This is a genomic window from Corynebacterium sp. CCUG 70398 (assembly GCF_024454055.1).
GTDB classification, from domain to species: Bacteria; Actinomycetota; Actinomycetes; order Mycobacteriales; family Mycobacteriaceae; genus Corynebacterium; species Corynebacterium genitalium.
This window is the reverse complement of record NZ_JAGPYZ010000001.1, coordinates 309,541-331,843: the sequence shown is the minus strand read 5'-3', so window position 1 is coordinate 331,843 and position 22,303 is coordinate 309,541. Positions and strand designations below refer to the sequence as shown.

Below are 22,303 nucleotides of genomic sequence, written 5' to 3'. Positions count from 1 at the left end.
CTGCTTAGGGCGCGACTGCCGCCCGGGGCAGTCCGTCCGTTTCGTTGAACCCCATCTCAGCCAGCGCGATGTTCATGCACTGCACGGCGGCACCGCCCGTGCCCTTGGTCAGGTTGTCAATCGCCGAGGTAGCCAGCAGCATTCCCGCATCCTGATCGACCTCCACCTGGACGTGGCACATGTTGGACCCGACCACGTTCTGTGTCTGGGGCTGTACGCCCTTCGGCAGGAGGTGGATGAATGGCTCGCCCGCGTAGTACTCCGCGTACACGCCCCGCGCCTCATCCTCGGTCATCCCTTCCGTCAAAGGAGCAGTGACCGTGGTGAGAATCCCGCGCGGCAGTGGTGCCAACACCGGCGTGAAGCTGACTTTCACGTCCTTCTCCGTGACCTCGCTCAGGTTCTGCACCATCTCGGGAGTGTGGCGGTGCTTGCCGGCGGTGTTGTAGGCCTTCAGCGACCCCATGGTTTCTGCCCCCAGTAAGTCGACATTGGCCTTCTTGCCGGCACCGGAAACACCGGTGATGGAGACGACGTTGAGCCGCGGCTCCACGAGTTCATGCGCAACGGCAGGCAAAGCGGCGAGGGTAGCGCCCGTCGGGAAGCAGCCCGGGACCGCAATGCGTTTGGCCGCGGCGATCTCCTCGCGGCGACCCGGGATCTCCGGAATACCGTACGGCCATGAGCCTGCATGTTCGCTGCCGTAGTACTTCGTCCAATCGTCGGCATTGCGCAGGCGGAAGTCCGCAGCGCAGTCAAGCACGAGGGTCTCCTCCGGCAGAGCAGAGCCAATCTCTGCAGAGAAACCGTGCGGAAGGCCGAGAAAGACAACGTCATGGCCGGCCAATGTTTCCGGCGCCGTCGGCTCAATGACGCGGTCCGCGAGCTGCGGCAGGTGCGGCATGAGCGTATCGACGCCCTGACCTGCATTGGAATTGCCCGTCAACGCCCCGATCTTCAACGTCCCGTCGGCATAGCGCGGGTGTCCGAGCAGCAGGCGGAGGATCTCCCCGCCCGCATACCCGGTGGCGCCGGCAACAGCCACGGTGACGGTGTCAGTACCGGTTGCAGTGCCCTGGTTGTCTGTCATAGCGGTCATGCTACGCATCTGACCAGACACTTGCAAACTATTCCGCCATATTCATTTTATGCGCGCATCTGGGCTCCGAGACGTTGAGCAGCCGCTTCCGCAGCAGCCAGGCGAGCCTCATTAGCTTCCTCGTCCGTCAAAGTGCGGTCAGAGGCACGGAACACCAAACCGAATGCGAGCGACTTCTTACCGTCGCCGAGGGCTTCGGAGCGGTAGACGTCGAAAAGCTCAACGGTTTCCAGCAGCTCGCCTGCCGTCTCGACGAGCGTGCGACGCACAGTTTCAGCCGGGATGTCATCATCGACAACGAGCGCAATGTCCTGGTGCAGTGCTGGGAACGCCGAGAGAACCGGAGCCGGCAGGTTCTCGCTCATCGGTAGCGCGGTCAGATCGATCTCCATCGCACAGGTGCGCTCGGGCAGACCGAGGGCTTCGAGAATTTGCGGGTGGAGTTCACCCGCGTAGCCGACAACGCTGCCATCGACGGAAAGCTGCGCACAACGTCCGGGGTGCCACGGCAGGTGTTCGGCAGACCCGATGTCCAGTTCCACACCGCAGGACTTAGCGACGATCTGAGCCGACTCGATCGCATCCGCCCACGTATACGCACGACCCTTGCCCCAGGGGCCCTCAAGCTCCTTGTTGCCGATCGCCACGGTAGCGGTGTGCAGGTGCTGCTCTGGCAGCGAACCGATGAGCTCCTTAAGCACCTCCGGAGTCGGACGCTCCAGCACGCTCGGCATCGGGGATTCGTCGGCGGTCTTGAACACGGTCTGCGCGACCGAGTACAGGGCCAGGTCCGTGCGGCCCCGAGCGACGTTGCGGCCGACGGCCTCGAGCATCGCCGGCAGCAGCGTCGTGGCCAGTACGGCGTAGTCGGCATCAAGCGGGTTCTGGACCTGCACGGTCTTGCGGCGCTTGTCGCCACTCTCGAGTCCCCAGGTGTCCAAAACCGTGTTGGGCATGAACGGCGTCGGAATGATCTCCACATAGCCGGAGTACGCTAGCGCGTGCGTGACGGCGCGGCGGCGGCGCTGCACCGGGGACAGGCCGCGACCACCGCGCGGGGTCGGCAGCTCGAGCGGAATATCGTCCAAGCCCTCGAGACGAACAATCTCCTCGATCAGCTCGACCGGCTCGTTGAGGTCAGTGCGCCACGTCGGTGGGGTGACGCGCAAAGTCTCGTCGTCGCCCGTTACAGCGCACCCCACTTCTTCGAGGCGGCGTACGACTGTCTCCTTGGAGTAGTCGACACCGATGAGCTCGGACGGGCGGCTCACTCGCATCTCGATCGGCGCGCGGTCTTTGACGTCGCCGACGAGGGTGCGCTTGTCGGAGATGGTTCCGCCAGCGATGTCTGCCAGCAGTGCGCAGGCAATGTCGAGGGAGATTTCGATGATGGCGGGGTCAACGCCGCGCTCGAAACGTCGAGAAGCTTCAGAGCTGAGCTTGTGGTGGCGTGCGCTGCGTGCGACGGTGAGCGCGTCCCACGATGCCGCCTCGAAGTAGACATTGGTGGTCTCGTCGGAGATCTCCGATGTCGTGCCGCCCATGATCGCCGCCAGGGACTGGATGCCGTTGTCGTCGGAGATGACCACATCGTTCGCAGTGAGGGTGCGTTTGACGTGATCAAGCGTCTCGAACTCTTCCCCACCCTGAGCGTTGTGGACGCGCAGACCGCCGGCGATCTTGTCAGCGTCGAAGGCGTGCATTGGCTGGCCGGTGAGCAGCATGACAAAGTTGGTCACGTCGGTCGCGGCGTTGACGGAACGGACACCACCGAGCATGAGCACGCGCTTGAGCCAGAACGGCGCCTGAGCTTTCGGGTCAATACCCTCGACCATGCGCAGGCCGAAGCGCTGCGCCTTCGTGGACTCCTCAAGAGTGATCGGGATGAGATCGCCGGCCGGGGCCGGAACATCGCTGACATCGATGCCCGCGATAGACGGATCTGCGGCAAGGTCCTTGTACTCGAGGTCGAATGCGGAAGCGACCTCGCGGCCGAGACCACGTGCAGACAGCGCATATCCGCGGTCCGGGGTGATATTAACGTCGAAGACCGTATCCGGGCCGCCGAGCACCTCACGGGCGTCCTGGCCGGGCTCGCCGGCACCCTCCTCGAGGACGATAATCCCGTCGCTCGTGGCGGTGAAGCCGAGCTCAGCCTCCGAGGCCATCATGCCGTTGGAGATGTGTCCGTAGGTCTCACGCGCGGCGATCTCGAAGCCGCCCGGCAGCACGGCACCTGGGAGGGAGACGACCACGAGGTCGCCCTCCTTGAAGTTGCGAGCACCGCAGATAATGCCCTGCAGTTCGCCAGTGCCGTTGGCCCGGCCAACGTCGACCTGGCAGTAACGGATCGGCTTCTTGAACTCCGTGAGCTCTTCGATCTCTTTCACGCGGCCCACAACGAGCGGGCCGGTGATCTCCGGCAGAGGCTCATAGCCTTCCGTCTCAAAACCCACGCGCACGAAACCGGCGTCGAGCTCCTCAGCGCTCACGGTCCAGCCGGGGTTGCCGGCGTTGTTCAGCAGGGACATCAACCAGTTCTGGGAAATCAGCATCTTTCTTTTCCTCCCCTTATCCCTTAAGCCTGTACTCCGAACGGCTGGGTGAACCGCACATCGCCTTCAACCATGTCGCGCATATCGGTCAGTCCATTGCGGAACTGCAGCGTGCGCTCAATACCCATCCCGAACGCGAAACCGGAATACACCTCCGGGTCAACGCCGACCGCACGCAGCACGTTCGGGTTGACCATGCCGCAGCCGCCCCACTCGATCCAGCCGGCGCCGCCCTTCTTGTTCGGGAACCACACATCCACCTCTGCGGACGGCTCCGTGAACGGGAAGTAATTGGTGCGGATGCGCGTCTTCGTCTCCGGCCCGAACAGGACTTTGGCCAGGTGATCCAAGGTGCCACGCAGGTGCGCCATGGTCAGGCCCTTATCGACGGCGAGCCCCTCCACCTGGTGAAAGACCGGCGTGTGCGTCGCATCGAGCTCATCCGTACGGAACACACGGCCCGGGCATGCGATATAAATCGGCAGATCACGCTCGAGCATCGTGCGCACCTGTACCGGTGAGGTGTGCGTGCGCATGACCTGGCGAGAACCTTCGCTGCCGACGTAGAACGTGTCCTGCAGCGTGCGCGCCGGGTGGTCCGGGATGAAGTTGAGCGCGTCGAAGTTGAAGTACTCAGCTTCAACCTCCGGCCCCTCGGCAACCTCCCAACCCATGCCGATGAAGATGTCTGCAATGTTCTCGCTGAGAGTCGTAATTGGGTGCATTGCACCGGCCTGTGCACGGGACGTCGGCAGGGTGACATCGACCTTCTCCTCGCGCAGCTGCTGCTCGCGGTACTCCGCCTCACGTTCAGAGTGCAGTTCGCTGTAGCGTTTCTCAGCCCGGCCGCGGGCCATGTTCACGAACCGTCCGGCATCTTTACGCTGGTCCTTGGGTAGCGTGCCCAGCGCCTTGCGTGACTGCATGATCGGCGACTGCTCACCAAGGTGCTCGCGCTTAGCGGCCTCGAGGGCGGTGAGATCCTCCGCAGCCTCAAAGGCGGCGATGGCTGCATCTGCAGCGGCATTCAAGCTCTCTTCGGTCAATTCGATTTCCGGTGTGGGAGTGCTCTGATCAGCCACGCTACCGTTCACCCGCGCCTTTCCAGACATACGTTTTCAAAACGGTCACCAGCATACCTGCGCACCTCGGTTTCCCCGCGGCAAGGCCCAGTTATTCGGCTACCGTGAGCTGGGCCCTATCAATGCTCACATCCCGCAAGGCACTAAGAAGCTTCTCGGCGTGGCTCGAGAGGCATTGCAAGTCCTCCTCGCCCATCTTGCCGCCAACCGCATTCGCCCACCTGTGTTGGCGCGGCCGGAGTTCAGCAAGGTTGGCTTTGCCTACTGGAGTGAGTGCGAGCAAAGGCGAACGTCTGTGCGCGGGATTGCTTTGCCACTGTGCTGCCCCCGTCTCGACGGCAACGTTAGCCAGTCTTTGCACGCTCTGCCGCGCGTTTCCTAATCGGCGGGCGATCTCCGCGACCGTCAATGGCTCATCGATGACCAAGCCCAGAACTTTCCACATCGCTGGCGACAGACTCGTACCATCCGTGATCGACATAGCTGCGCTCTCCAGTTCAGCGGCGACCTCAAAGAGGGGCAGAACGAGGTCTGTGAGAGCGTCCCCCTCAGGCGTTCTGCCAGGCACCTAGAGCCTCCATAAACTCTTGGAACGCCTCAGGGTCACCCAAGTAGAGCTTCTCCCATGAGTCGATGAGGACGTTTGAGAGCAAATCAATCTCACGCAGAACAGCGGCCGTGAACTGCACGGGATAGATGCCAGACGCTGTGATCACTCCCCTGTCGCTTACCGTGGGCGCGTCCGAGTAGTTGTCGGCCCCTAGATAACCGGTCCCGACCAGAAACTCCGCGGCGTTTGAGGTGTGTTTGCGATGATCGAGCACTCCAGCCCGCGCGAGTGCGAGAGTGCCGCCGCAGATGGCGGCAACCGGCACTCCTTGCCTTTCGCATTCTCGGACAATCTCTAAGAGTGGTTCATGACCCGAGCCATAGGTGTCCCCTCCTGGAATGACCAGGACACTCAACTGGTTGAGATCAAGCTCGTCGAGATCAACATCTGGCTTGAGGTTCAAACCGCCGAGAGTGTGAACGTCTTCCACCCTGTCTCCCACGAATTGGATCTCGCAGGTCCCCCGTTTCGCTTGCTGCGCCCGAGCAACCAGCGTCGTGAGGTAGGCAAACTCCCAGTCGGCCATGGTGTCTGTGGCGTAGCAAGCTAGCAGCTTGGTCATACATGACAGCATACTGTCATTCTTGCCCGGGCGCTAGCCCCGTTCCACCGTGCCTCGGCTAAAGGTTCAATCCCCCAGCATCTTGGCGGATTCCCACAGGCAGATGGACGCCGCCGTGGAAAGATTCAGCGACTCGGCCGAGCCCTTAATCGGGATGGAGACGCGATAGTCAGCGGCAGCCAGTACATCGTCGGGAAGCCCGTGCGCCTCGTTGCCGAACAGCCAGGCAGTCGGCTGATCAAGCGCATTGCCGGGGTCGTCGAGCGAGACTTCTCCGCCCATTGTGGTCGCCGCCAGTTTCAGACCCGCTGCTCGGAGTTGACCAATCGCACCGTTCACGTCGCGCTCACGCGCCACCGGCACGTGGAAGAGCGAGCCGGCAGAAGAACGGACTACCTTCGGGGACTCTGGGTCGACTGTGTCACCGGCGAAAATGACGGCGTCGGCACCGAGCGCGTCGACAAGCCTGATGATGGTTCCCGCATTGCCCGGATCATTCGTGCCCACGCACACCGCGACGAGTTTGGGGCGACCTGTGAGCACAGAGCCGAGCGTCCAGGTCACCGGCTTGCACACGGCGAAAATGCCGGTTGTGTGCACTGTGTCAGTGAGAGACTGGGCGGCCTTGTCCGTGATGGCGTGAGTGAACACGTCCATGTAGGCGGCGGTGGTCACTACGTCATAAAAGCGATCGGCAGCGGCTTCAGTGACGAAGAGGTCTGTTGCCGCGCCCGTGGCAACGGCGGCCTCCACCGAATTCTCTCCTTCTGCAAGGAACCGACCAGCCTTCTTCCGGCCGGCTGCCCGGTTCAGCTTGGCGGCGTTGACCACGCGCGGGGTGCGTTCGGTGAACGGTTCAGAAAAGTCGAGAGCCATTAGGCGACAGCCTCCGGAATCGGGTGCAATGTGACTTCGATGCTAAGCGCTTTCGCGTGCATCCGTGTCATCGTGGTACCCGCCACCGCGTATCACCGGTGCGTTTCGGCAACATGGAAAATCTCGTTCTCCCCCGGCATCCACGCCGTCTCATCCGGGCTCGCACGAAAAGCCATTGGGATGCCTGTGCAGTGCATCCAGTCCAGTGAGTCAGTCACCTGCACGTGAACGTGTGGTTGGGTGCTGTTCCCCGAATTTCCGCACTGGCCGATCACTTCGCCGGCACGGAGACTATCCCCGACTGTTACCGTCACGCTCCCCTGCTTCAGGTGCACAAGAGCAACGTAGTACCCGGTTGCTGCGCACCGCACCACCACGGCATTTCCGGTGATTGCCCGGATGCCGCCGGTGCGCAAGCGTTTCCGCTGGCCAAGCACGTACGGCAGCAGCCGGAACGGCGACCGGCGCGCTTCATGGTCTGCAATTCCGTCCCATGCCTCCACCACCTCCCCGCCAACGGGAGCGAGCACGTCGCGCCCGAATGACGGGAACGACTCCGGATCCTCCAATCCGAAAGGAGTGGACCAGCTCCACGGCGCGGTGCGACCACCTTCGGACAGACCGATGAAGTCAATTGAGTACGTAGTCCCCAGCATGTGCGAGCCGTGACTGGGCACCCGGCGGGCGGGGCTATTACGTGCGCGCCACCAACCGGTGAACGGGAAGTCGAGCTCGACAACTTCTGCCACACCCCCAAGAGTACCGAGTGAACGCCGCTACCTAGCGCGTAGCTACTTCATGGCAGCGCACCCACCCTGCTTAAGCAACTGGGCTGTTCTCGAGAATGGTGTCGATAGAGACCGGTTCGACATTCTTCTTCGCGTCGAGGTGGTGGAGAACCGACATTGCTTCCTCCCACTCAGCGACGACAACCGGAAACCCCTTCATTCGTGTCTCCAGCTGTCCGCCCTCGACCTTGCCTCCGACAACGATGACGAGGATCAAAGCTACGTCACCGCCGTTGATGAACCGTCCTGCTTCGGCGAGCGCGGTCACCGACCGGTGGCGCGACAGCTCCTCGAGACCGAGGGCATGATCCACCAAGGTGTGCTTCGATGTCTGAGTCAGTGTGCCGCGCCAGTACTTGACGTCTGCCACAACAACGCCTCCACGGGTGGAAATGATATGCCCAACGGGAAGGGTCCTCGTCGATCGGGCTTCGTCGACCAGTGCCCGGAGGAAACGGTCGTTCGGGTCCGGGTTCGTGGCCGAGGCTGCGGAATCGACGCGAGTAAACGCAATGGGGTTGACTGCGCGCACCTCAGTTTCCGCGACGCGAATGAGATTCGAACTCCGGCCGGGGTTCAACTCGATGTCGTGAGCGATCTGCACGTCAAAAGGCAGCATGTTCTCTAGTTCGAGCCCGCGCTGCTGCCGTTCAAACAACGCTCGCGCGTAAGGCAAGGCGTGCGGAACTTCGTTGATGCCGTTGAACGTGCCGCGCTGCGCTTGCTTCACAAGCGGATTGGTCAGCACGCCGCGCGCCTTCCTCGAGATCGAATGAGGAAAGTCGGGATCAGACACGATGCGTTTCATGACGAAGAACCACGCGATTCCCAGCGCTATCAAGATTGCGAACATGACCAGACCACCGACACCGGAATTCATCCGCTCAATGTTCAGGAAGAAAACGATGACCAGCACCGCCGGCAATCCGAACGTGAGAACCACGGCAACCGGGAGCAAGTACCCCAGGTGGAGACCAATCAACTGCATCGCGAAATCCTTCATCGCTCTCACCACGGGATTCGGCTTGCGCTTCGGTTTATCTTCGCTGGGCGGCTTTGCAGACGTACCCCACGACGTGTTCAGCGTACGGTCGAAGAAGAGCCACGCGCTTTCCGACGGCGCACCGCCCACTCTCACCGCCATACCGATACCCTCCTGACCTCGCTGTTGGGGTTCAACCTACACTCACAACAGCCTTCTCAGGTAGGTTCCGTAAGCCGAGCGCCCCGCGGCTAGGTTGCGAACCGTGGCGCACGGGGCGTCGACAAGCAGGGCGCGCTCGGCGCACCACCGGAGGCCAGTGATTAATCACCGGGTTTCGGGACCGCCGGGGTCTCGCCACCCTGCCCGCCGACGGCAGCTGCCGGATCGACGATGCCGCTACCGCAATCCTCGCACGAGCCCTTGATCGGGCGCGCCGTGTCCCGTAGTCGAGTTGCAACCTCCTCCGGGCTCATGTCAGGGTTCTCTCCACGGATTAGTGCAGCGACACCGGAAACAAACGGCGTCGCCATGGACGTGCCTTGCAGCGAGCCGTAGTTCGGCTGCTCCGGCTGCTTGCTCCCGGAGTTGTAGGTAGACAGAATCCCGCCGCCTTGGCGTGCGTCGCCGCCAGGAGCCGTGATGTCTACTGACTCCCCATAGTTGGAGTAGCTTGCTTTCTCGTCCCGTTGACCTGAGGCGGCCACCGTCACTACTCCACTACAGCTAGCTGGCGAAACATTGGCCGCGTTCTGGTTCTCATTGCCAGCGGCGACAACGACGACGGTGCCGCGGCTGCGTACTCTGTCGATGACTTCCTGGTAGTAGCGGGAGCACGTGCCCGGGCCACCCAGCGACATGTTGATGATGCTGGCGGGATTCGGGTTGTCTTCAGCTCCCCTCACTGTGCCACCAGAGGCCCAATCCATCGCATCGAAGATGTCGGAACTGTAGCCACCGCACGGTCCCATGACGCGCACCGGCTGTAGCGTTGCATTCGGCGCAACGCTGGCTACCCCTTCGCCGTTGTCCGTCACTGCGGCCGACGTACCTGCAACGTGGGTGCCGTGCCAGGAAGATGGTGACGGCCTGCCGCCACCGCCACCGCAGATGCCCGCTTCCCCCCAGTCGCCCTCATCACGGGGGTCAGGGTCCCAGCCATCCCCGTCGCGGGCCTGCTTGGAAGAAGAAATGAAGTCATAACCCCCGGCCACGTTCTCATCCAAATCAGGGTGCGAGGTGATGCCGGTGTCCAGAACAGCGATCGTCTGCCCGTCGCCCCGCTTCGGAGCATTCTCCCACGCGCTTTCGATGCTCGGGCCTACCGTTCCGTTCAACGCCCACTGTTGCCCCATGCGAGGATCATTGACAGCCATGGGAAACATCCGCACATCCTCTTCAATGTGCGCGACCTTCCCGCTGTTCTGGGTGTCCTTGATGAACTCCTGGACTTCTTCATCGCTCATGCGCTTGTCAGCCGCCACGACACTCGTGCCGTCTTCACGCTCACGAACTTCAGTGACCTCGGGAAGCGGGTCGTCCGTCGCTGAATTGAGAATGCTGGCGCGCTCCTCGGGAGCACTTGGCTCCTCTGTGAACTCGACGATGAAGCGCGTCGGAGCCTCATCGTCCTGCACCTGCGTGTCAATTCTCGGAGCATCGGTGATGCGCGCATCTTGCGCCCCTGCAACCGGTATTTGCGCTGCGGCTAACAGCACGAGGCTCACAGGCACTACCGCGACGGCCGCTGTTTTCTTGTGTCTCATTGACGTTCCTTTTCTGTCGGTACCTCGGTGAAGCGTCATGTCGCATCCACCCGCCCGTCGTTTCAGCGACGGAGCGGTGCCGAAGTGTAAAAGATCAATGTCACAGAATGTAAGCGGAAACGAAGTCTGGGCTGAGATTTACCTGAGCACAAACGCGGGATGGCCGAGGTCCGCGCCATGATCGACCGCGGAAAAATTGACAGGAATACCGGGTGCAAACACCACCAAACACCACCCCCGCTCACCCCACCCGCGGAACTTCGGTAAGCCCCAATGAGGGGCATACACGCCAAACGCCCCGCGGCCAGGTTCGGAACCGTGGCACACGGGGCGTCGATAAGCAATGCGCGGAAAACCGCGCAACGCGACTTAGGCGGCAGCTGCCTTCGGGGCGTTGACGTCCTCCGGCAGAGCGTTCTTGGCCACCTCGCAGATGGCGGAGAACGCTGCAAAGTCGTTCACAGCAAGGTCGGCGAGGATCTTGCGGTCGACCTCGACCTCAGCCAGCTTCAGGCCGTGGATGAGGCGGTTGTAGGTGATGTCGTTCATGCGGGCTGCAGCGTTGATGCGCTGGATCCACAGCTTGCGGAACTCAGACTTGCGTGCGCGGCGATCGCGGTACGCGTAGGTCTGGGAGTGCAGCCACTGCTCCTTCGCCTTGCGGTACAGGCGGGAACGCTGGCCGCGGTAGCCCTTCGCGGACTTGAGGATGGCGCGACGCTTCTTCTTGGCGTTAACTGAGCGCTTGACACGTGCCACAGTGATACTTCCTTACTTCTCGTTACGGATTGTTTCTGGGAGGCAGGGCGCTCTTAAGCCTTGCCGAGGAGACGCTTGGTGCGCTTGACGTCACCCTTAGCAACGTCGGTGGTGCCGGAGAGCTTGCGGCGGCGCTTAGCCGACAGCTTCTCGTTCAGGTGGCGCTTACCGGCCTGCTCGCGGCGGAGCTTGCCAGAACCGGTGACCTTGATGCGCTTAGCGGTGCCCTTGTGGGTCTTCTGCTTCATGTCTGTAAATCCTTTGGTGCTTCTACGATCTACTTCTTGCCCTTGCGAACCGGGCCCAGGACCATCGTCATATTGCGGCCGTCCTGCTTCGGACGGGACTCGACCTGGCCGACCTCCTGAATGTCCTCAGCGAGGCGCTCCAGCAGGCGGTAGCCAAGTTCCGGACGCGACTGCTCGCGGCCGCGGAACATGATGGTCACCTTGACCTTGTTGCCCTTCTCCAAGAAACGCTCAACGTTGGCTTTCTTGGTCTGGTAGTCGTGCTCATCAATCTTGGGCCGGAACTTCTGCTCCTTGACCACTGTCTGCTGCTGGTTCTTGCGGGACTCGCGGGCCTTCTGGGCCTGCTCGTACTTGTACTTGCCGTAGTCCATGATCTTGCACACGGGCGGCTTTGCATTCGGCGCAACCTCAACCAAGTCGAGGTCTGCCTCGTATGCAAGCTTGCGTGCGTCATCGGTACGGACAATGCCAACCTGCTCGCCGGACGGGCCGACGAGACGAACTTCAGGAACACGGATGCGTTCGTTGATCCGAGCTTCAGCGCTGATGAGAACTCCTAGAGTGTGAAGGGTTTCAATGGTTCGCTACCGAACCGCAAACGCAGCTCCCCCAAACAAAAACCCACGCTCTCTCAGAGATAGCGTGGGAGTTCATCCGTCCACGGCAGGCGCGCTTACGCGAACCTACCGTGATTTTGACCCTTAGCCTTCCATCTAGCTGGCGGCATCAGGTGGGAGTAACTCCACTTGCAACCCGCGCTTTGCATCTCCAATGAGAAATCGGTGAAACATCGCGCAAGGCGGTAGTGAATAGAACCCTAGCATCCAAGGTCACGTTCGGCCAAATCTCGGTAACGAGGTGATAAAAACACCTTCCCGGATGGAACCATTTGGAGCGGATTTCAGTCTAAAGGGTATGACAAGCAACGAGAAGCTTCTAAGCCAGCTAGAAGAACTGCGCCGTGTGACCACGCACAGCCAACAGCTTATCGACGACATTGTCCACTCCCTTGCCCCGCTAAATTCCGACCCTGGACCCGTTCCGGTGCCTTCGTCTGCCCCCGCAGCTGTGTCAGCTCCCGCCGCGCCACCACTGCCTCAGCAGCCGCAGCCTCCCCAACCCCAGGCGGGGCAACCGTCGCCGTATCCAGCGTCACCGCCGCCCATTGGCCCGACGATGCCTGTCGCCCCCTCAGCCCCACGAAAGCCGAGTCTGACTCCGGAGCAGAAGATAGTCCGGGTAGCAGCCATCATCGGTTCTCTCATTACCTTCGCAGGCGCCAGTTTCGGTATCGCCCTGGCCATTCAAACCGGTCTCCTCGGCCCCGTTGGCCGCGCGGTGGGCGCGCTCATCTTCGGGGTCGCGCTACTGGGCATCGGTATCCGGGTAGACACACGCCGCGGTCCATCGGCAGGTGTCACGGCGTTGTACATCACATCTCTACTGGTCATCTATGCCGACCTGTACTACGTCACCTGGGTGAAGCTCTGGCTCCCAGCCCTCGTCTTGAGCGCGTTCTTCATATTCCTGTGGATGATCTATCTCGTTCTAGCGACCGTACGGAACAATCTGGGCCTCGTGCTGTGCATGTGTCTGTCCATGTTCGTCTACCACTTCTGCCTGTACCCATTCGATGTGCTTCAAACGACTATCGCAATGGTCGCACCGCTCTCGGCACTCGTAGTCACGTGGAAACTCCGTGCCGGCGAAAAGAATCTCCACGCTTTGGTGCGCACCGCTACGGCGGCGCTACTTGCGTGGCAGACTCTGTGGGTCTCGAACATGCTTGAAGAAGGCCCAGTAAACGTCATTGTTGTTATCGCGGTAGCCGGTGCAGTCATGCTCGTTGTGTCGGAGCTGTTCATCCCGGCCACACCGGCCGCCCAGTCACAGAACCCGCCGATCCTGAACGCGGTCATCATGCCCACTCTTGTCATGTGGACATGTTTTGGAATCACAGACGCTTGGTCCGTCTGGCTGCCCGTGGTTGCAACATGCATCGTGTGCGTCCTCGTCACTCTCACTAGGCGCGCCTCCGACACCATGGTCAACGGTTGGCTCATTGTCACGCCGTTGACGTTCCTTGTCGCTTATGCAGTCGCATCCTTGGAGTGGTCCGTTCTCGGCTACACGATCTACGTAATCGTCTTCATGATGGCCTTCATCGGCGCAACCTTCCTCTTCCGTACCCGCCCTGTACATCTTCCCGGCGTGACGTTTGCGTGGGTGATCGTCCTCTTCATCAACGTCCGTGTGCTTCTTCTGATCACGGCGGGCGGTTACACGGGGTTCGGACTCGATCCTTATATCTTCATTGAGGCGATCGCACTCTCAGCCGTCCTCATCGTCGTCGCGACTCAAAGGAAACTCTGGCGCACAATGCCCACCGAGGCCCAAAACGCTCTCGCGGGAGCAGGACTCATCTTGGCAATGGTCTCGTGGGTCAGCATCACCACTATCATCGGTGATTTCGTTGCGCCGCGGCCTGAGCCGAGCGATCAGCCATTCTCCTCTCGTGATCGCAGTTCGCTGACAGGCGCTGACATTGGATTCCTGATCGGCCATATGTCCGTCTCGATCGCCGTGATGGCTCTCGCCTCCTGGCTGCTGTTGAAACGACCACGCCCCGAATCCGGTTCGAACCCGAAGTCCGCGCGCACAGCCGGCCTGGTTCTCGCCCTAGTCGCAACAGGAAAGCTCGTGTTCTTCGATATGGCCTCCCTGAGCGGCATTCCAAGGGTACTGGCGTTCACCGTCTCCGGCCTGCTCCTTATCGCGGTCGCGGTTCTGGGAGCACAACGAAACAGTGGCTCGCAACCTCAGCCCGCGGCAACGGCGGCACCAGGAGCACCAGAGACACCGGGACCTTATGGTGTACAGGCCCCCGCCGCAACACCGGCACATGGTGGCCCGGTACCTCACAAACCCCAACCTCCGCAGGACACTCCACCGCCAACCCTTGAGATGTAGGAGCGCTACTTCTCCACCCGCGCTCCCGCCCGGAGTAGCCGTGCTTCGCGGGGGTCGGGCGGGTCGCCGATCCCCCGCACTGTCCCGGAGGCCTCCGTTTCGGCTACGTACATGGTCCAGCCGAAAGTCGCGGGTTCTTCAAACGGCCCTTCCGGCACCTCTCCGTACAGACGGACGAGGTCAATGTGTTCACGCGTGCCTGACGGATCCGGTGGAATCACGAATACACCGAAGGTCGTGCCTAGCTCGTCCTCAGCGAGCGACTCCCGCGCGTAGTCGATGACCTGGAGCACGTCGGTCGCTCCGCGGACAATTTCAGTCCGCTGGATGAAGTAGTCCTTCTCACCGTCTCCGCTGTACTCCCAAAAACACACGACGTACAGCGGATCGGAGTGCTCGAGGCCGTCAGGCAGGACTACTTTCTCCCCGTCAGCGAGGAGCACAACGAGGTCGTCGCTCGTCGACTCGGACATGGTCGACTCCTTGCTACGTCGTCAGCACATCCGCGAGGAACTCGCCCGTGAAGGACCCCTTCACCTTGGACACCTTCTCCGGCGTGCCTTGCGCAACAACGGTTCCGCCGCCGGAGCCGCCCTCCGGACCCATGTCGATGATCCAGTCAGCGCATTTGATCACGTCAAGGTTGTGCTCAATCACCAAGACGGTGTTGCCCTTGTCCACCAGGCCGTTGAGCACGAGCATGAGCTTGCGGATGTCCTCGAAGTGCAGGCCCGTTGTGGGCTCATCCAGGATGTAGATCGTCCGGCCGTTGGAGCGCTTCTGCAGCTCCGCGGCGAGTTTCACACGCTGGGCCTCGCCACCGGAAAGAGTCGTAGCGGACTGACCCAGTCGAACGTAGCCAAGGCCGACATCGCACAGCGTCTGCAAGTAGCGGTGGATCGATGTGATGGGCTCGAAGAAATCGGTCGCCTCACTGATCGGCATGTCCAGAACTTCGGCGATGTTCTTGCCCTTGTAGCGGACCTCGAGCGTTTCGCGGTTGTAGCGCGCGCCGCCGCACACTTCGCAGGGGACGTAGACGTCCGGCAGGAAGTTCATCTCAATCTTGATCGTGCCGTCACCGCGGCAAGCCTCGCAGCGCCCACCCTTGACATTGAAGGAGAAACGCCCCGCCTTGTAACCGCGCACCTTCGCTTCTTGTGTCTCCGCGAACAGGTTGCGGATTTTATCGAAGACACCGGTGTACGTCGCCGGGTTCGAGCGCGGCGTGCGGCCGATCGGCGACTGGTCCACCTGCACGAGCTTGTCCAGGTGCTCGAGGCCATCGACCTTCTTCACACGGCCGGGCACCTGGCGCGCACCGTTGAGGCGGTTCTGCAGGGTCTTCGCCAAGATCTGGTTGACCAGCGTGGACTTGCCGGAGCCGGACACACCCGTCACCGCGACGAGCATGCCCAGCGGAATGTCGACAGACACGTTGTCCAAGTTGTTCTCGCGGGCACCGACGACGCGCAGCTTCCGCTCCTTGTCCAGCGGGCGGCGTGCATCCGGAACCGTGATCTCCTTGCGGCCGGAGATATAGGCACCGGTCAGGGACTCCTCGACCTTCTCAATGCCCTTCGGCTCGCCCTGGTACACAACTTTGCCGCCGTATTCACCGGCGAGGGGGCCGACGTCGATAAGCCAGTCGGCGGCCCGAATGGTGTCTTCGTCGTGCTCGACCACAACCAGGGTGTTACCCAAGTCGCGCAATTTCTGCAGCGTCGCGATGAGGCGCTGGTTGTCGCGCTGGTGCAGGCCAATCGACGGCTCGTCGAGCACGTAAAGCACACCAGCCAGACCCGAACCGATCTGAGTAGCCAGACGGATGCGCTGCGCCTCACCGCCGGAGAGGGTTCCCGCAGAGCGCGACAGCGTCAGGTAGTTCAGTCCGACGTCGAGCAGGAAGTGCAGGCGCGCCTGGATCTCGCGGAGCACGGCCCCGGCGATCATTTCCTCGCGGTATCCGAGCACGAGGTTGTCTAGGTATTGGGACGCGTCTTCGACGGACAGCTCGGTCAGCCCCGCAATGGACTTCTCCCCGTGCGTCTTCGAGTCGAGGCGAACCGCCAAGATCTCGGGCTTGAGGCGCGCACCGTTGCACGTCGGGCAGGCGACATCGCGGGTGTAGGCGAGGTACTTCTCCTTCGCGTGCTCCGACTCGGACTGCTCGATCTTCCTGTTCAAGTAGCCCTTCACGCCTTCGAACGCGGCGGTGAAGTTGCGTTGGCGGCCGTAGCGGTTCTTGTAGCGGACGGACACCTTCGTGGAGGTGCCGTCGATCAGCGCCGTGCGGTGCTTTTTGCTTAACGACGACAACGGCTCGTACGGATCAAACCCCTCCGCTTTGCCGAGCGCGACGATGAGCTTGGTGAAGTAGCCCTTGTTCGGCGAGGAGTTCCACGGCTGGAACGCGTCGACGGCCGGTGCGTCTGGGTCCGGAATCACCAGGTCCGGATCGATCTCGCTGCGGGTGCCCAGGCCGTCGCACGCGGGGCATGCGCCGAAGGGAGAGTTGAAGGAGAACGCGCGCGGCTCGTACTCCTCCACGTTGAGCGTGTGCCCGTTCGGGCAGGCCATCTTTTCGGAGAAGATTTCCACGCGGTTCGGGTCGTCCTCGTCGCGGTCGACGAAATCGAACCCGACGAGACCGTCGGCAAGCTTCAATGCTGTCTCGACGGAGTCCGTGAGCCGCTGCTTCTGGCTTTCTTTCACAGTGAGACGGTCGACGACGACGTCTATGTTGTGCTTGACCTGCTTTTCCAGCTTCGGCGGATCCGACAGCTGGTAGGTCTCACCGTCGACGTTGATGCGGGCATAGCCCTGTGCGGACAGGTCAGAGAACAGGTCGACAAACTCGCCCTTGCGCTTGCGCACGATGGGCGCGAGCACCTGGAACTTCGTGCGCTCCGGGTTCTCCATGACGCGGTCCACAATCTGCTGCGGAGTTTGCCGGTCGATGACGGCGTCGCACACCGGACAGTGCGGGGTGCCGGCGCGCGAGTACAGCAGACGGAGATAGTCGTAGATCTCCGTGATCGTGCCCACCGTCGAGCGCGGATTGCGGTTGGTCGACTTCTGGTCAATGGACACAGCCGGCGACAGACCGTCGATATAGTCGACATCCGGCTTGTCCATTTGGCCGAGGAACATGCGCGCGTAAGAACTGAGCGATTCGACGTAGCGGCGCTGCCCTTCCGCGAAGATCGTGTCGAACGCCAGCGAGGACTTGCCCGAGCCCGACAAGCCCGTGAACACGACCATCTTGTCGCGTGGCAGCTCCACGTCGATGCCTTTGAGGTTGTGTTCGCGCGCTCCGCGCACAGTGAGTTTGTCGGCCACTTGTCCTCCGTTTCGGGCGTTGCGGGTCCTCGAACGAATTTACCAACACATCTACGCCCCTGTTCATTCCCCTACAGTGGGGCGGCATGGACCTCACCTTGCATCACGTGTCTGTTTCTGAGATGGACAACAACTGCTATCTGCTGTGCTCGCGGGGGCAGGGCTTGCTTATCGACGCCGCCTGCGAGCCCGACACCCTGCTCGCCATGGCCGAATCTGCCGGAGTGGAGATCACCGATGTGCTGACAACGCACCGGCACTGGGACCACGTCGGTGCGCTCGAAGACATCCTTGAACGCACCGGTGCGACCCATTGGGGTTCCTTCCTCGATGCCCCTGCCCTGCCGGTTGCTCCCGACAAGGAACTGCACAACGAAGACACCCTCGAGTTCGCCGGGCACTCCTTCCCCGTCTACATTCTGCGCGGCCACACTCCGGGCGGTGCCGCTATCGCGGCTGAGATCGACGGCACCACCAATCTTTTCGTCGGAGACTCCCTCTTCCCTGACGGGTTGGGCAAGACCAACGGTGAAGGCGACTTCATCCGTCTCTTCAACGACGTGAAAGAGCGAATCTTCGATCGCTTCCCCGATGACGCGATAGTCCGCCCGGGCCACGGCGACCCGACAACTCTCGGTGAGGAACGGCCGAAGCTAGACGAGTGGTGGGAGCGCCGCTGGTAGGTCTCTGCCGGAGAATTTCCGGCACGCTTGCCGTGGAATCGGTCTACAGTGGGTAGAGAAAGACCCCTATAAGAAAAGGAATAGTGAGTATGATCCGCAAACTTGCTCGCCCCATGCTTGCGTCTGTGTACATCGCAGACGGCGTGGGAACCGTGACGAGCTCCTCTGAGCACGCTAAGGGCGCAGAGAAAGTCGTCAACACCATTAAGTCTGTGCTGCCGGCACAGTACGCAAGCTACATTCCCTCCGACCCGGAGACTGTGGCAAAGATCAACGGTGGTGTGAAGATCGGCGCGGGTGCCACCTTCGCTCTGGGCAAGATGCCGCGTCTTTCTGCTGGCCTGCTCGCAGGGTCCACCGTGTGCACCCTGATGGCCCGCAACGCGTTCTGGGAGGCCAAGAACGACGAGGAGAAGGCCAAGATGCGCACCGGCGCTCTGACCAACGTCGCTCTGCTTGGCGGTGTTCTGCTGGCTACTGCTGACACCGAAGGCAAGCCGGGTCTGGCATGGCGCGCACAGGACGCCGCGAAGCGTGCGAACAAGAACATCCAGTCCGCTCTGCCGACTCAGTCTGAGACCGAGAAGGCCATGAGCAAGGCCAGCGAGTGGTTCCAGAATACCGCGGAGACTGTCTCCGAGGGTGCACAGCAGGCAGCTTCCGAGGTCGCTGACTACGTCGACGACAACAAGGATGACTGGAAAAAGACCGCGTCCAAGTTCGCCGACAAGGCGCAGGATGCTGCGTCTGACGCTGCCGACTGGGCTGAGGGCACCTACAAGGACCTCAAGCCGAACAAGCTTGAGCAGGCCCGCATGAAGCGCCAGGTCAAGGGCTTCATTGGTGACGCTCAGGACAAGGTCCAGGATCTGACCCCGTCCGAGCTGGACAAGTTCAAGGCCAAGCGCAAGGTCAATTCCGTTGTGAGCGACCTGCAGGGTTCTCTCGATGACCTCGGCCCGTCCGAGTGGGAGAAGTTCAAGGGCAAGCGCAAGGTCAACAAGGCTGCTGACAAGGCGCAGGGCCGTGCGCAGGATGCCATCACGAACCTGCAGCACGCTTTCGATGAGCTGGACGCCTCCCCGAGCTGGTGGCAGAAGCGTAAGTGGAAGAAGAGGGCGAACAAGGCCGAGAAGCAGGCTAAGAAGGCTGTGAAGAAGGTGCAGAAGAAGCTCGGTTAATTCACCGGGTCGCACCTACTAGCCCCGCGGCAGGGAATACTCCCTGTCTCGGGGCTGTTTGCTTACTGGCACACTCCTTCGGTGGGAAGAGAAAGGTTAGGCGCTCGGTGACAGATTCCAGGATCGCCCAGGAACAGGACTACGCGGATGCTTTGTTCGGCAGGCTCGACGCGGAGGTTCAGGCTGCCCAGCGACGGCTTGAGGCTGTGGCGTTGGACGTGGACCCAGACAACCCGGATGCGGATGCTTTGGTTCGCCGTGAGACGGAGTATCACGGCCTGAACGCGAAACTGGATGATCTCAACGTCGCTGAAACCGGCTTGGTTTTTGGGCGGATCGACGTCGCGGATGACTCCCCGGAGAATCCCGCCGACGGCCGGGAGAACGTGGACCGCCGCTACATCGGCCGTATGGCCATCGACGACCGCGCCGATGATTACCGCACTCTTTTGCTGGACTGGCGCGCCCCGATGGCGCGGCCCTACTACTTGGCCACCACCGCCCACCCCGAGGGCGTGGAGACGCGCCGCAACATCCGTATGCGCGGCCGTTCCGTGACGGCGGTGGATGACGAAGTGCTCTCCGGATGGGATGACGCTGACGCCGTTGGGGAAACGTCGGGCACGACAAGTGACGTCAGCAGCGAAGCGGCTCTGCGCCGTGCCATGAACGCACCGCGCACCAGGCACATGCAGTCGATCGTGGAAACTATCCAGCGCGAGCAGGATCAGATCATCCGGGACTCGACCCGTGGAGTCCTGGTTGTCTCTGGTGGACCGGGAACGGGCAAGACCGCGGTCGCCCTGCACCGCGTTGCCTACCTGCTGTACACGTGGCGGGACCAGCTCGCGCGCACTGGTGTCCTCATTGTCGGGCCGAATCGCACCTTCCTCGATTACATCTCCCGGGTTCTACCGGAACTGGGTGAAACAGGTGTCGTCTTGAACACCGTGGATCAGCTCGTGCCAGGATTTGACCCCGCCGCTACTGACAGTCTTGTCGCCCGCGAGGTCAAGGGGTCCCAGGACATGGCCACTATTCTCAAGCGGGCGGTGTGGAACTATCAGACAGTTCCCGAGCAAGACGAGCTGCTGCGCGTCGACGGCATTGATCTGCCGGCCACTGCGTCCATGATCACCGCTGCCCGCACACGGGCACGTCGTTCGCGCAAACCCCACAACGAAGCGCGCCCGTTCTTCGCCGAAGCGTTGACGCAACTGGTTGCGGAGGCCCTGGCCAAGCGCATCGGTGAAGACCCCCTCGGCGGGTCTAACCTGCTGTCCCAGGCGGATGTCGACCAGCTTCATGATGATCTCGCGGATGACCCGCAGGTGGCTCAGCTCGTCGATAAGCACTTCCCTGAGCTCGATCCGGTGGAGGTGCTCGCCGAGTTCCTCAGCGACCGGGAGGCTATTGCTGCCGCAGCCTTCGACTACGACGAGCTGACCCAAGACGCGCTCTACCGCGCTGACGGCACCGCATTCACGGCATCTGACACGGCGCTTGTCGACGAGCTGTACACCCTCGTCGGCATCCCCACACCCAGCGATGAAGCTGAAAAGGCCGAACGGCAGTGGCGGGAGCTCGTCGCAGACGCTGAAGACGCACTCGACATCCTCGCATCCTCAGCAAACACCGATACCGACGACGAGTTTGAAGCCGAAGTCTTGTCCGCGCACGACATTATCGATGCTGAAACGCTCGCCGGCCGCCAACGTGAGACGGACATCCGGTCCACCGCCCAGCGAGCACAAGCGGATATGACCTGGGCGTACGGGCACGTCATCGTCGACGAAGCCCAGGAGCTGTCCGCAATGGAGTGGCGGATGGTGTTCCGCCGCTGCCCCTCGCGGTGGATGACCTTGGTGGGTGACACTGCGCAGACCTCCTCACCGGCGGGCGTGGACACGTGGGACAGCGCGCTCGAGCCGTTCGTCGGCCAGCGCTACCGCTCCCATGAACTCACGGTGAACTACCGCACCCCTGGCGACATCATGCGTGTCGCCGACAAGATCCTGCAGGTCATTGATCCGGAGGCCACCCCGGCCGCGACGGTGCGCGAATCAGGCGAGGCGGAGGAGCACGAATCGGTCCGGTGGCTTCCCGACAACACGAACGCCGAGGCCGTGCGAGCTGAGCTCTCACGCCTCGGCGGGATGGTCGCGGTACTCACCGCAGACAATGTAGACGAGGTGAAGGGGTTGGAGTTCGACCACGTCATCGTCGATAAGCCAGCGGCGATCGTGGATGCCTCACCGCAAGGCTGGCAAGACCTCTACGTCGCAGTCACGCGAGCGACGCAAACTCTGACCGTAATTGGGGAACTCCCCGTTTCCTGATCTCCGGCGCTTAAGAAACAGTGTGGACGATCATGACGTCGCAGTCAGACTGGCGCGCGACGTCAGCCGGCACGGAACCGAGCAGGCGGCCGGTCAGAGAGTTGATGCCGCGGTTACCCACGACGAGCAGCTCTGCAGAGTAATCGTTGACGATGCTCATCAACGCCTCGACCGGGGTACCCGGGCGAACCGTGGTCTGCACGTCCTTCACACCGGTAGCTGACGCGTGCTCAGCGGCCTTGGCAAGATTCTCGCGTGCGGTCTCATCGCCCAGAATCGTGTTCGAGTCCTGGCGCAGCGCAGTGGAAACATCTGCTTCTGACTCGTAGTAGGCGCAACCGATGACCAGCGTGGCATCGAACGCAGCCGCGAGTTCCGCGGCACGCTCAACAGCCAGCATCGAGGACTTCGACCCGTCTGTGCCAACAACAACGGTGTTGTAGTTCTTGCTCATGGTG

The 22,303-nt window shown here is 61.9% G+C and carries 19 protein-coding genes; 4 read left to right on the top strand and 15 right to left on the bottom strand.

The genetic code is table 11. From position 1 onward, the window contains the following. Window positions 1-4: 4 nt before the first annotated feature. From argC to infC, 12 genes are all read right to left on the bottom strand, one after another. Window positions 5-1,090 carry an N-acetyl-gamma-glutamyl-phosphate reductase gene (gene argC, locus KBX07_RS01560; protein WP_256022730.1) on the bottom strand — a complete coding sequence of 362 codons (1,086 nt, stop codon included), beginning with the start codon at window positions 1,088-1,090 and terminating at the stop codon, window positions 5-7. 56 nt (window positions 1,091-1,146) lie between these two features. Further along, window positions 1,147-3,654: a phenylalanine--tRNA ligase subunit beta gene (gene pheT / locus KBX07_RS01555; RefSeq protein WP_256022727.1), complete on the bottom strand. Its 2,508-nt coding sequence runs from the start codon at window positions 3,652-3,654 to the stop codon at window positions 1,147-1,149. Window positions 3,655-3,677: 23 nt separating this feature from the next. Beyond that, on the bottom strand, window positions 3,678-4,766 hold the full coding sequence (pheS, locus tag KBX07_RS01550; RefSeq protein ID WP_256019722.1) for a phenylalanine--tRNA ligase subunit alpha: 1,089 nt from the start codon (window positions 4,764-4,766) through the stop codon (window positions 3,678-3,680). Between the two features lie 61 nt (window positions 4,767-4,827). Beyond that, a complete protein-coding gene (locus KBX07_RS01545; protein ID WP_255997534.1) occupies window positions 4,828-5,181 on the bottom strand; it encodes a MarR family winged helix-turn-helix transcriptional regulator in 354 nt (117 codons plus the stop codon). Window positions 5,182-5,284: 103 nt separating this feature from the next. Then, entirely contained in the window at window positions 5,285-5,908 is a 624-nt protein-coding gene (locus tag KBX07_RS01540; protein ID WP_255997497.1) for a DJ-1/PfpI family protein, read from the bottom strand. 66 nt (window positions 5,909-5,974) lie between these two features. Continuing rightward, entirely contained in the window at window positions 5,975-6,784 is an 810-nt protein-coding gene (locus KBX07_RS01535) for an RNA methyltransferase (RefSeq protein WP_255994871.1), read from the bottom strand. A gap of 92 nt (window positions 6,785-6,876) precedes the next feature. Beyond that, on the bottom strand, window positions 6,877-7,533 hold the full coding sequence (locus KBX07_RS01530; protein ID WP_255997496.1) for a M23 family metallopeptidase: 657 nt from the start codon (window positions 7,531-7,533) through the stop codon (window positions 6,877-6,879). A gap of 70 nt (window positions 7,534-7,603) precedes the next feature. Beyond that, window positions 7,604-8,716 (bottom strand): hypothetical protein, encoded by a 1,113-nt coding sequence (locus tag KBX07_RS01525; protein WP_255997494.1) that lies wholly within the window; start codon window positions 8,714-8,716, stop codon window positions 7,604-7,606. Between the two features lie 161 nt (window positions 8,717-8,877). Beyond that, window positions 8,878-10,320, bottom strand: coding sequence for a S8 family peptidase (locus KBX07_RS01520; protein ID WP_256022725.1), 1,443 nt, complete (start codon window positions 10,318-10,320; stop codon window positions 8,878-8,880). Window positions 10,321-10,689: 369 nt separating this feature from the next. After that, window positions 10,690-11,079, bottom strand: a complete 390-nt coding sequence (gene rplT / locus KBX07_RS01515) for a 50S ribosomal protein L20 (RefSeq protein WP_005290298.1) — start codon at window positions 11,077-11,079, stop codon at window positions 10,690-10,692. A gap of 53 nt (window positions 11,080-11,132) precedes the next feature. Continuing rightward, a complete protein-coding gene (gene rpmI / locus KBX07_RS01510) occupies window positions 11,133-11,327 on the bottom strand; it encodes a 50S ribosomal protein L35 (RefSeq protein WP_005290299.1) in 195 nt (64 codons plus the stop codon). 29 nt (window positions 11,328-11,356) lie between these two features. Further along, complete coding sequence (gene infC / locus KBX07_RS01505) at window positions 11,357-11,908, bottom strand: translation initiation factor IF-3 (RefSeq protein ID WP_083770299.1); 552 nt, start codon at window positions 11,906-11,908, stop codon at window positions 11,357-11,359. 337 nt (window positions 11,909-12,245) lie between these two features. Here infC and KBX07_RS01500 point away from each other — a divergent pair, with 337 nt between their 5' ends. Continuing rightward, window positions 12,246-14,300, top strand: coding sequence for a DUF2339 domain-containing protein (locus KBX07_RS01500; RefSeq protein WP_256022723.1), 2,055 nt, complete (start codon window positions 12,246-12,248; stop codon window positions 14,298-14,300). 5 nt (window positions 14,301-14,305) lie between these two features. Here the strand turns inward: KBX07_RS01500 and KBX07_RS01495 are convergent, their stop codons facing one another. Both KBX07_RS01495 and uvrA read right to left on the bottom strand, forming a co-directional pair. Continuing rightward, window positions 14,306-14,773 (bottom strand): hypothetical protein, encoded by a 468-nt coding sequence (locus KBX07_RS01495; protein WP_256022720.1) that lies wholly within the window; start codon window positions 14,771-14,773, stop codon window positions 14,306-14,308. A 13-nt stretch (window positions 14,774-14,786) separates the two neighbouring features. Then, the gene (gene uvrA, locus KBX07_RS01490) at window positions 14,787-17,642 is read right to left on the bottom strand and encodes an excinuclease ABC subunit UvrA (RefSeq protein ID WP_005290303.1); all 2,856 of its coding nucleotides are present in this window, start codon (window positions 17,640-17,642) and stop codon (window positions 14,787-14,789) included. An 86-nt stretch (window positions 17,643-17,728) separates the two neighbouring features. On the opposite strand from uvrA, the gene KBX07_RS01485 reads away from it, so the two are divergent. The 3 genes from KBX07_RS01485 (at window position 17,729) to KBX07_RS01475 (ending at window position 21,845) form a co-directional block, all read left to right on the top strand. Next, entirely contained in the window at window positions 17,729-18,325 is a 597-nt protein-coding gene (locus KBX07_RS01485) for an MBL fold metallo-hydrolase (protein ID WP_005290305.1), read from the top strand. Window positions 18,326-18,414: 89 nt separating this feature from the next. Beyond that, complete coding sequence (locus tag KBX07_RS01480) at window positions 18,415-19,506, top strand: DoxX family protein (RefSeq protein ID WP_005290306.1); 1,092 nt, start codon at window positions 18,415-18,417, stop codon at window positions 19,504-19,506. Between the two features lie 107 nt (window positions 19,507-19,613). Beyond that, window positions 19,614-21,845 (top strand): UvrD-helicase domain-containing protein, encoded by a 2,232-nt coding sequence (locus tag KBX07_RS01475; protein WP_256022718.1) that lies wholly within the window; start codon window positions 19,614-19,616, stop codon window positions 21,843-21,845. Between the two features lie 10 nt (window positions 21,846-21,855). Here the strand turns inward: KBX07_RS01475 and KBX07_RS01470 are convergent, their stop codons facing one another. After that, the gene (locus tag KBX07_RS01470; protein WP_040424470.1) at window positions 21,856-22,299 is read right to left on the bottom strand and encodes a universal stress protein; all 444 of its coding nucleotides are present in this window, start codon (window positions 22,297-22,299) and stop codon (window positions 21,856-21,858) included. Window positions 22,300-22,303: the final 4 nt, after the last annotated feature.

Coding starts and splice junctions, on each gene's coding strand:
- pheT (WP_256022727.1), bottom strand. CDS start 3,654: ATGCTGATTTCCCAGAACTGGTTGATGTCCCTGCTGAACAACGCCGGC.
- pheS (WP_256019722.1), bottom strand. CDS start 4,766: ATGTCTGGAAAGGCGCGGGTGAACGGTAGCGTGGCTGATCAGAGCACT.
- rpmI (WP_005290299.1), bottom strand. CDS start 11,327: ATGAAGCAGAAGACCCACAAGGGCACCGCTAAGCGCATCAAGGTCACC.
- KBX07_RS01525 (WP_255997494.1), bottom strand. CDS start 8,716: ATGGCGGTGAGAGTGGGCGGTGCGCCGTCGGAAAGCGCGTGGCTCTTC.
- KBX07_RS01520 (WP_256022725.1), bottom strand. CDS start 10,320: ATGAGACACAAGAAAACAGCGGCCGTCGCGGTAGTGCCTGTGAGCCTC.
- KBX07_RS01480 (WP_005290306.1), top strand. CDS start 18,415: ATGATCCGCAAACTTGCTCGCCCCATGCTTGCGTCTGTGTACATCGCA.
- argC (WP_256022730.1), bottom strand. CDS start 1,090: ATGACAGACAACCAGGGCACTGCAACCGGTACTGACACCGTCACCGTG.
- KBX07_RS01540 (WP_255997497.1), bottom strand. CDS start 5,908: ATGACCAAGCTGCTAGCTTGCTACGCCACAGACACCATGGCCGACTGG.
- KBX07_RS01495 (WP_256022720.1), bottom strand. CDS start 14,773: ATGTCCGAGTCGACGAGCGACGACCTCGTTGTGCTCCTCGCTGACGGG.
- KBX07_RS01500 (WP_256022723.1), top strand. CDS start 12,246: ATGACAAGCAACGAGAAGCTTCTAAGCCAGCTAGAAGAACTGCGCCGT.
- KBX07_RS01470 (WP_040424470.1), bottom strand. CDS start 22,299: ATGAGCAAGAACTACAACACCGTTGTTGTTGGCACAGACGGGTCGAAG.
- KBX07_RS01485 (WP_005290305.1), top strand. CDS start 17,729: ATGGACCTCACCTTGCATCACGTGTCTGTTTCTGAGATGGACAACAAC.
- KBX07_RS01535 (WP_255994871.1), bottom strand. CDS start 6,784: ATGGCTCTCGACTTTTCTGAACCGTTCACCGAACGCACCCCGCGCGTG.
- KBX07_RS01545 (WP_255997534.1), bottom strand. CDS start 5,181: ATGTGGAAAGTTCTGGGCTTGGTCATCGATGAGCCATTGACGGTCGCG.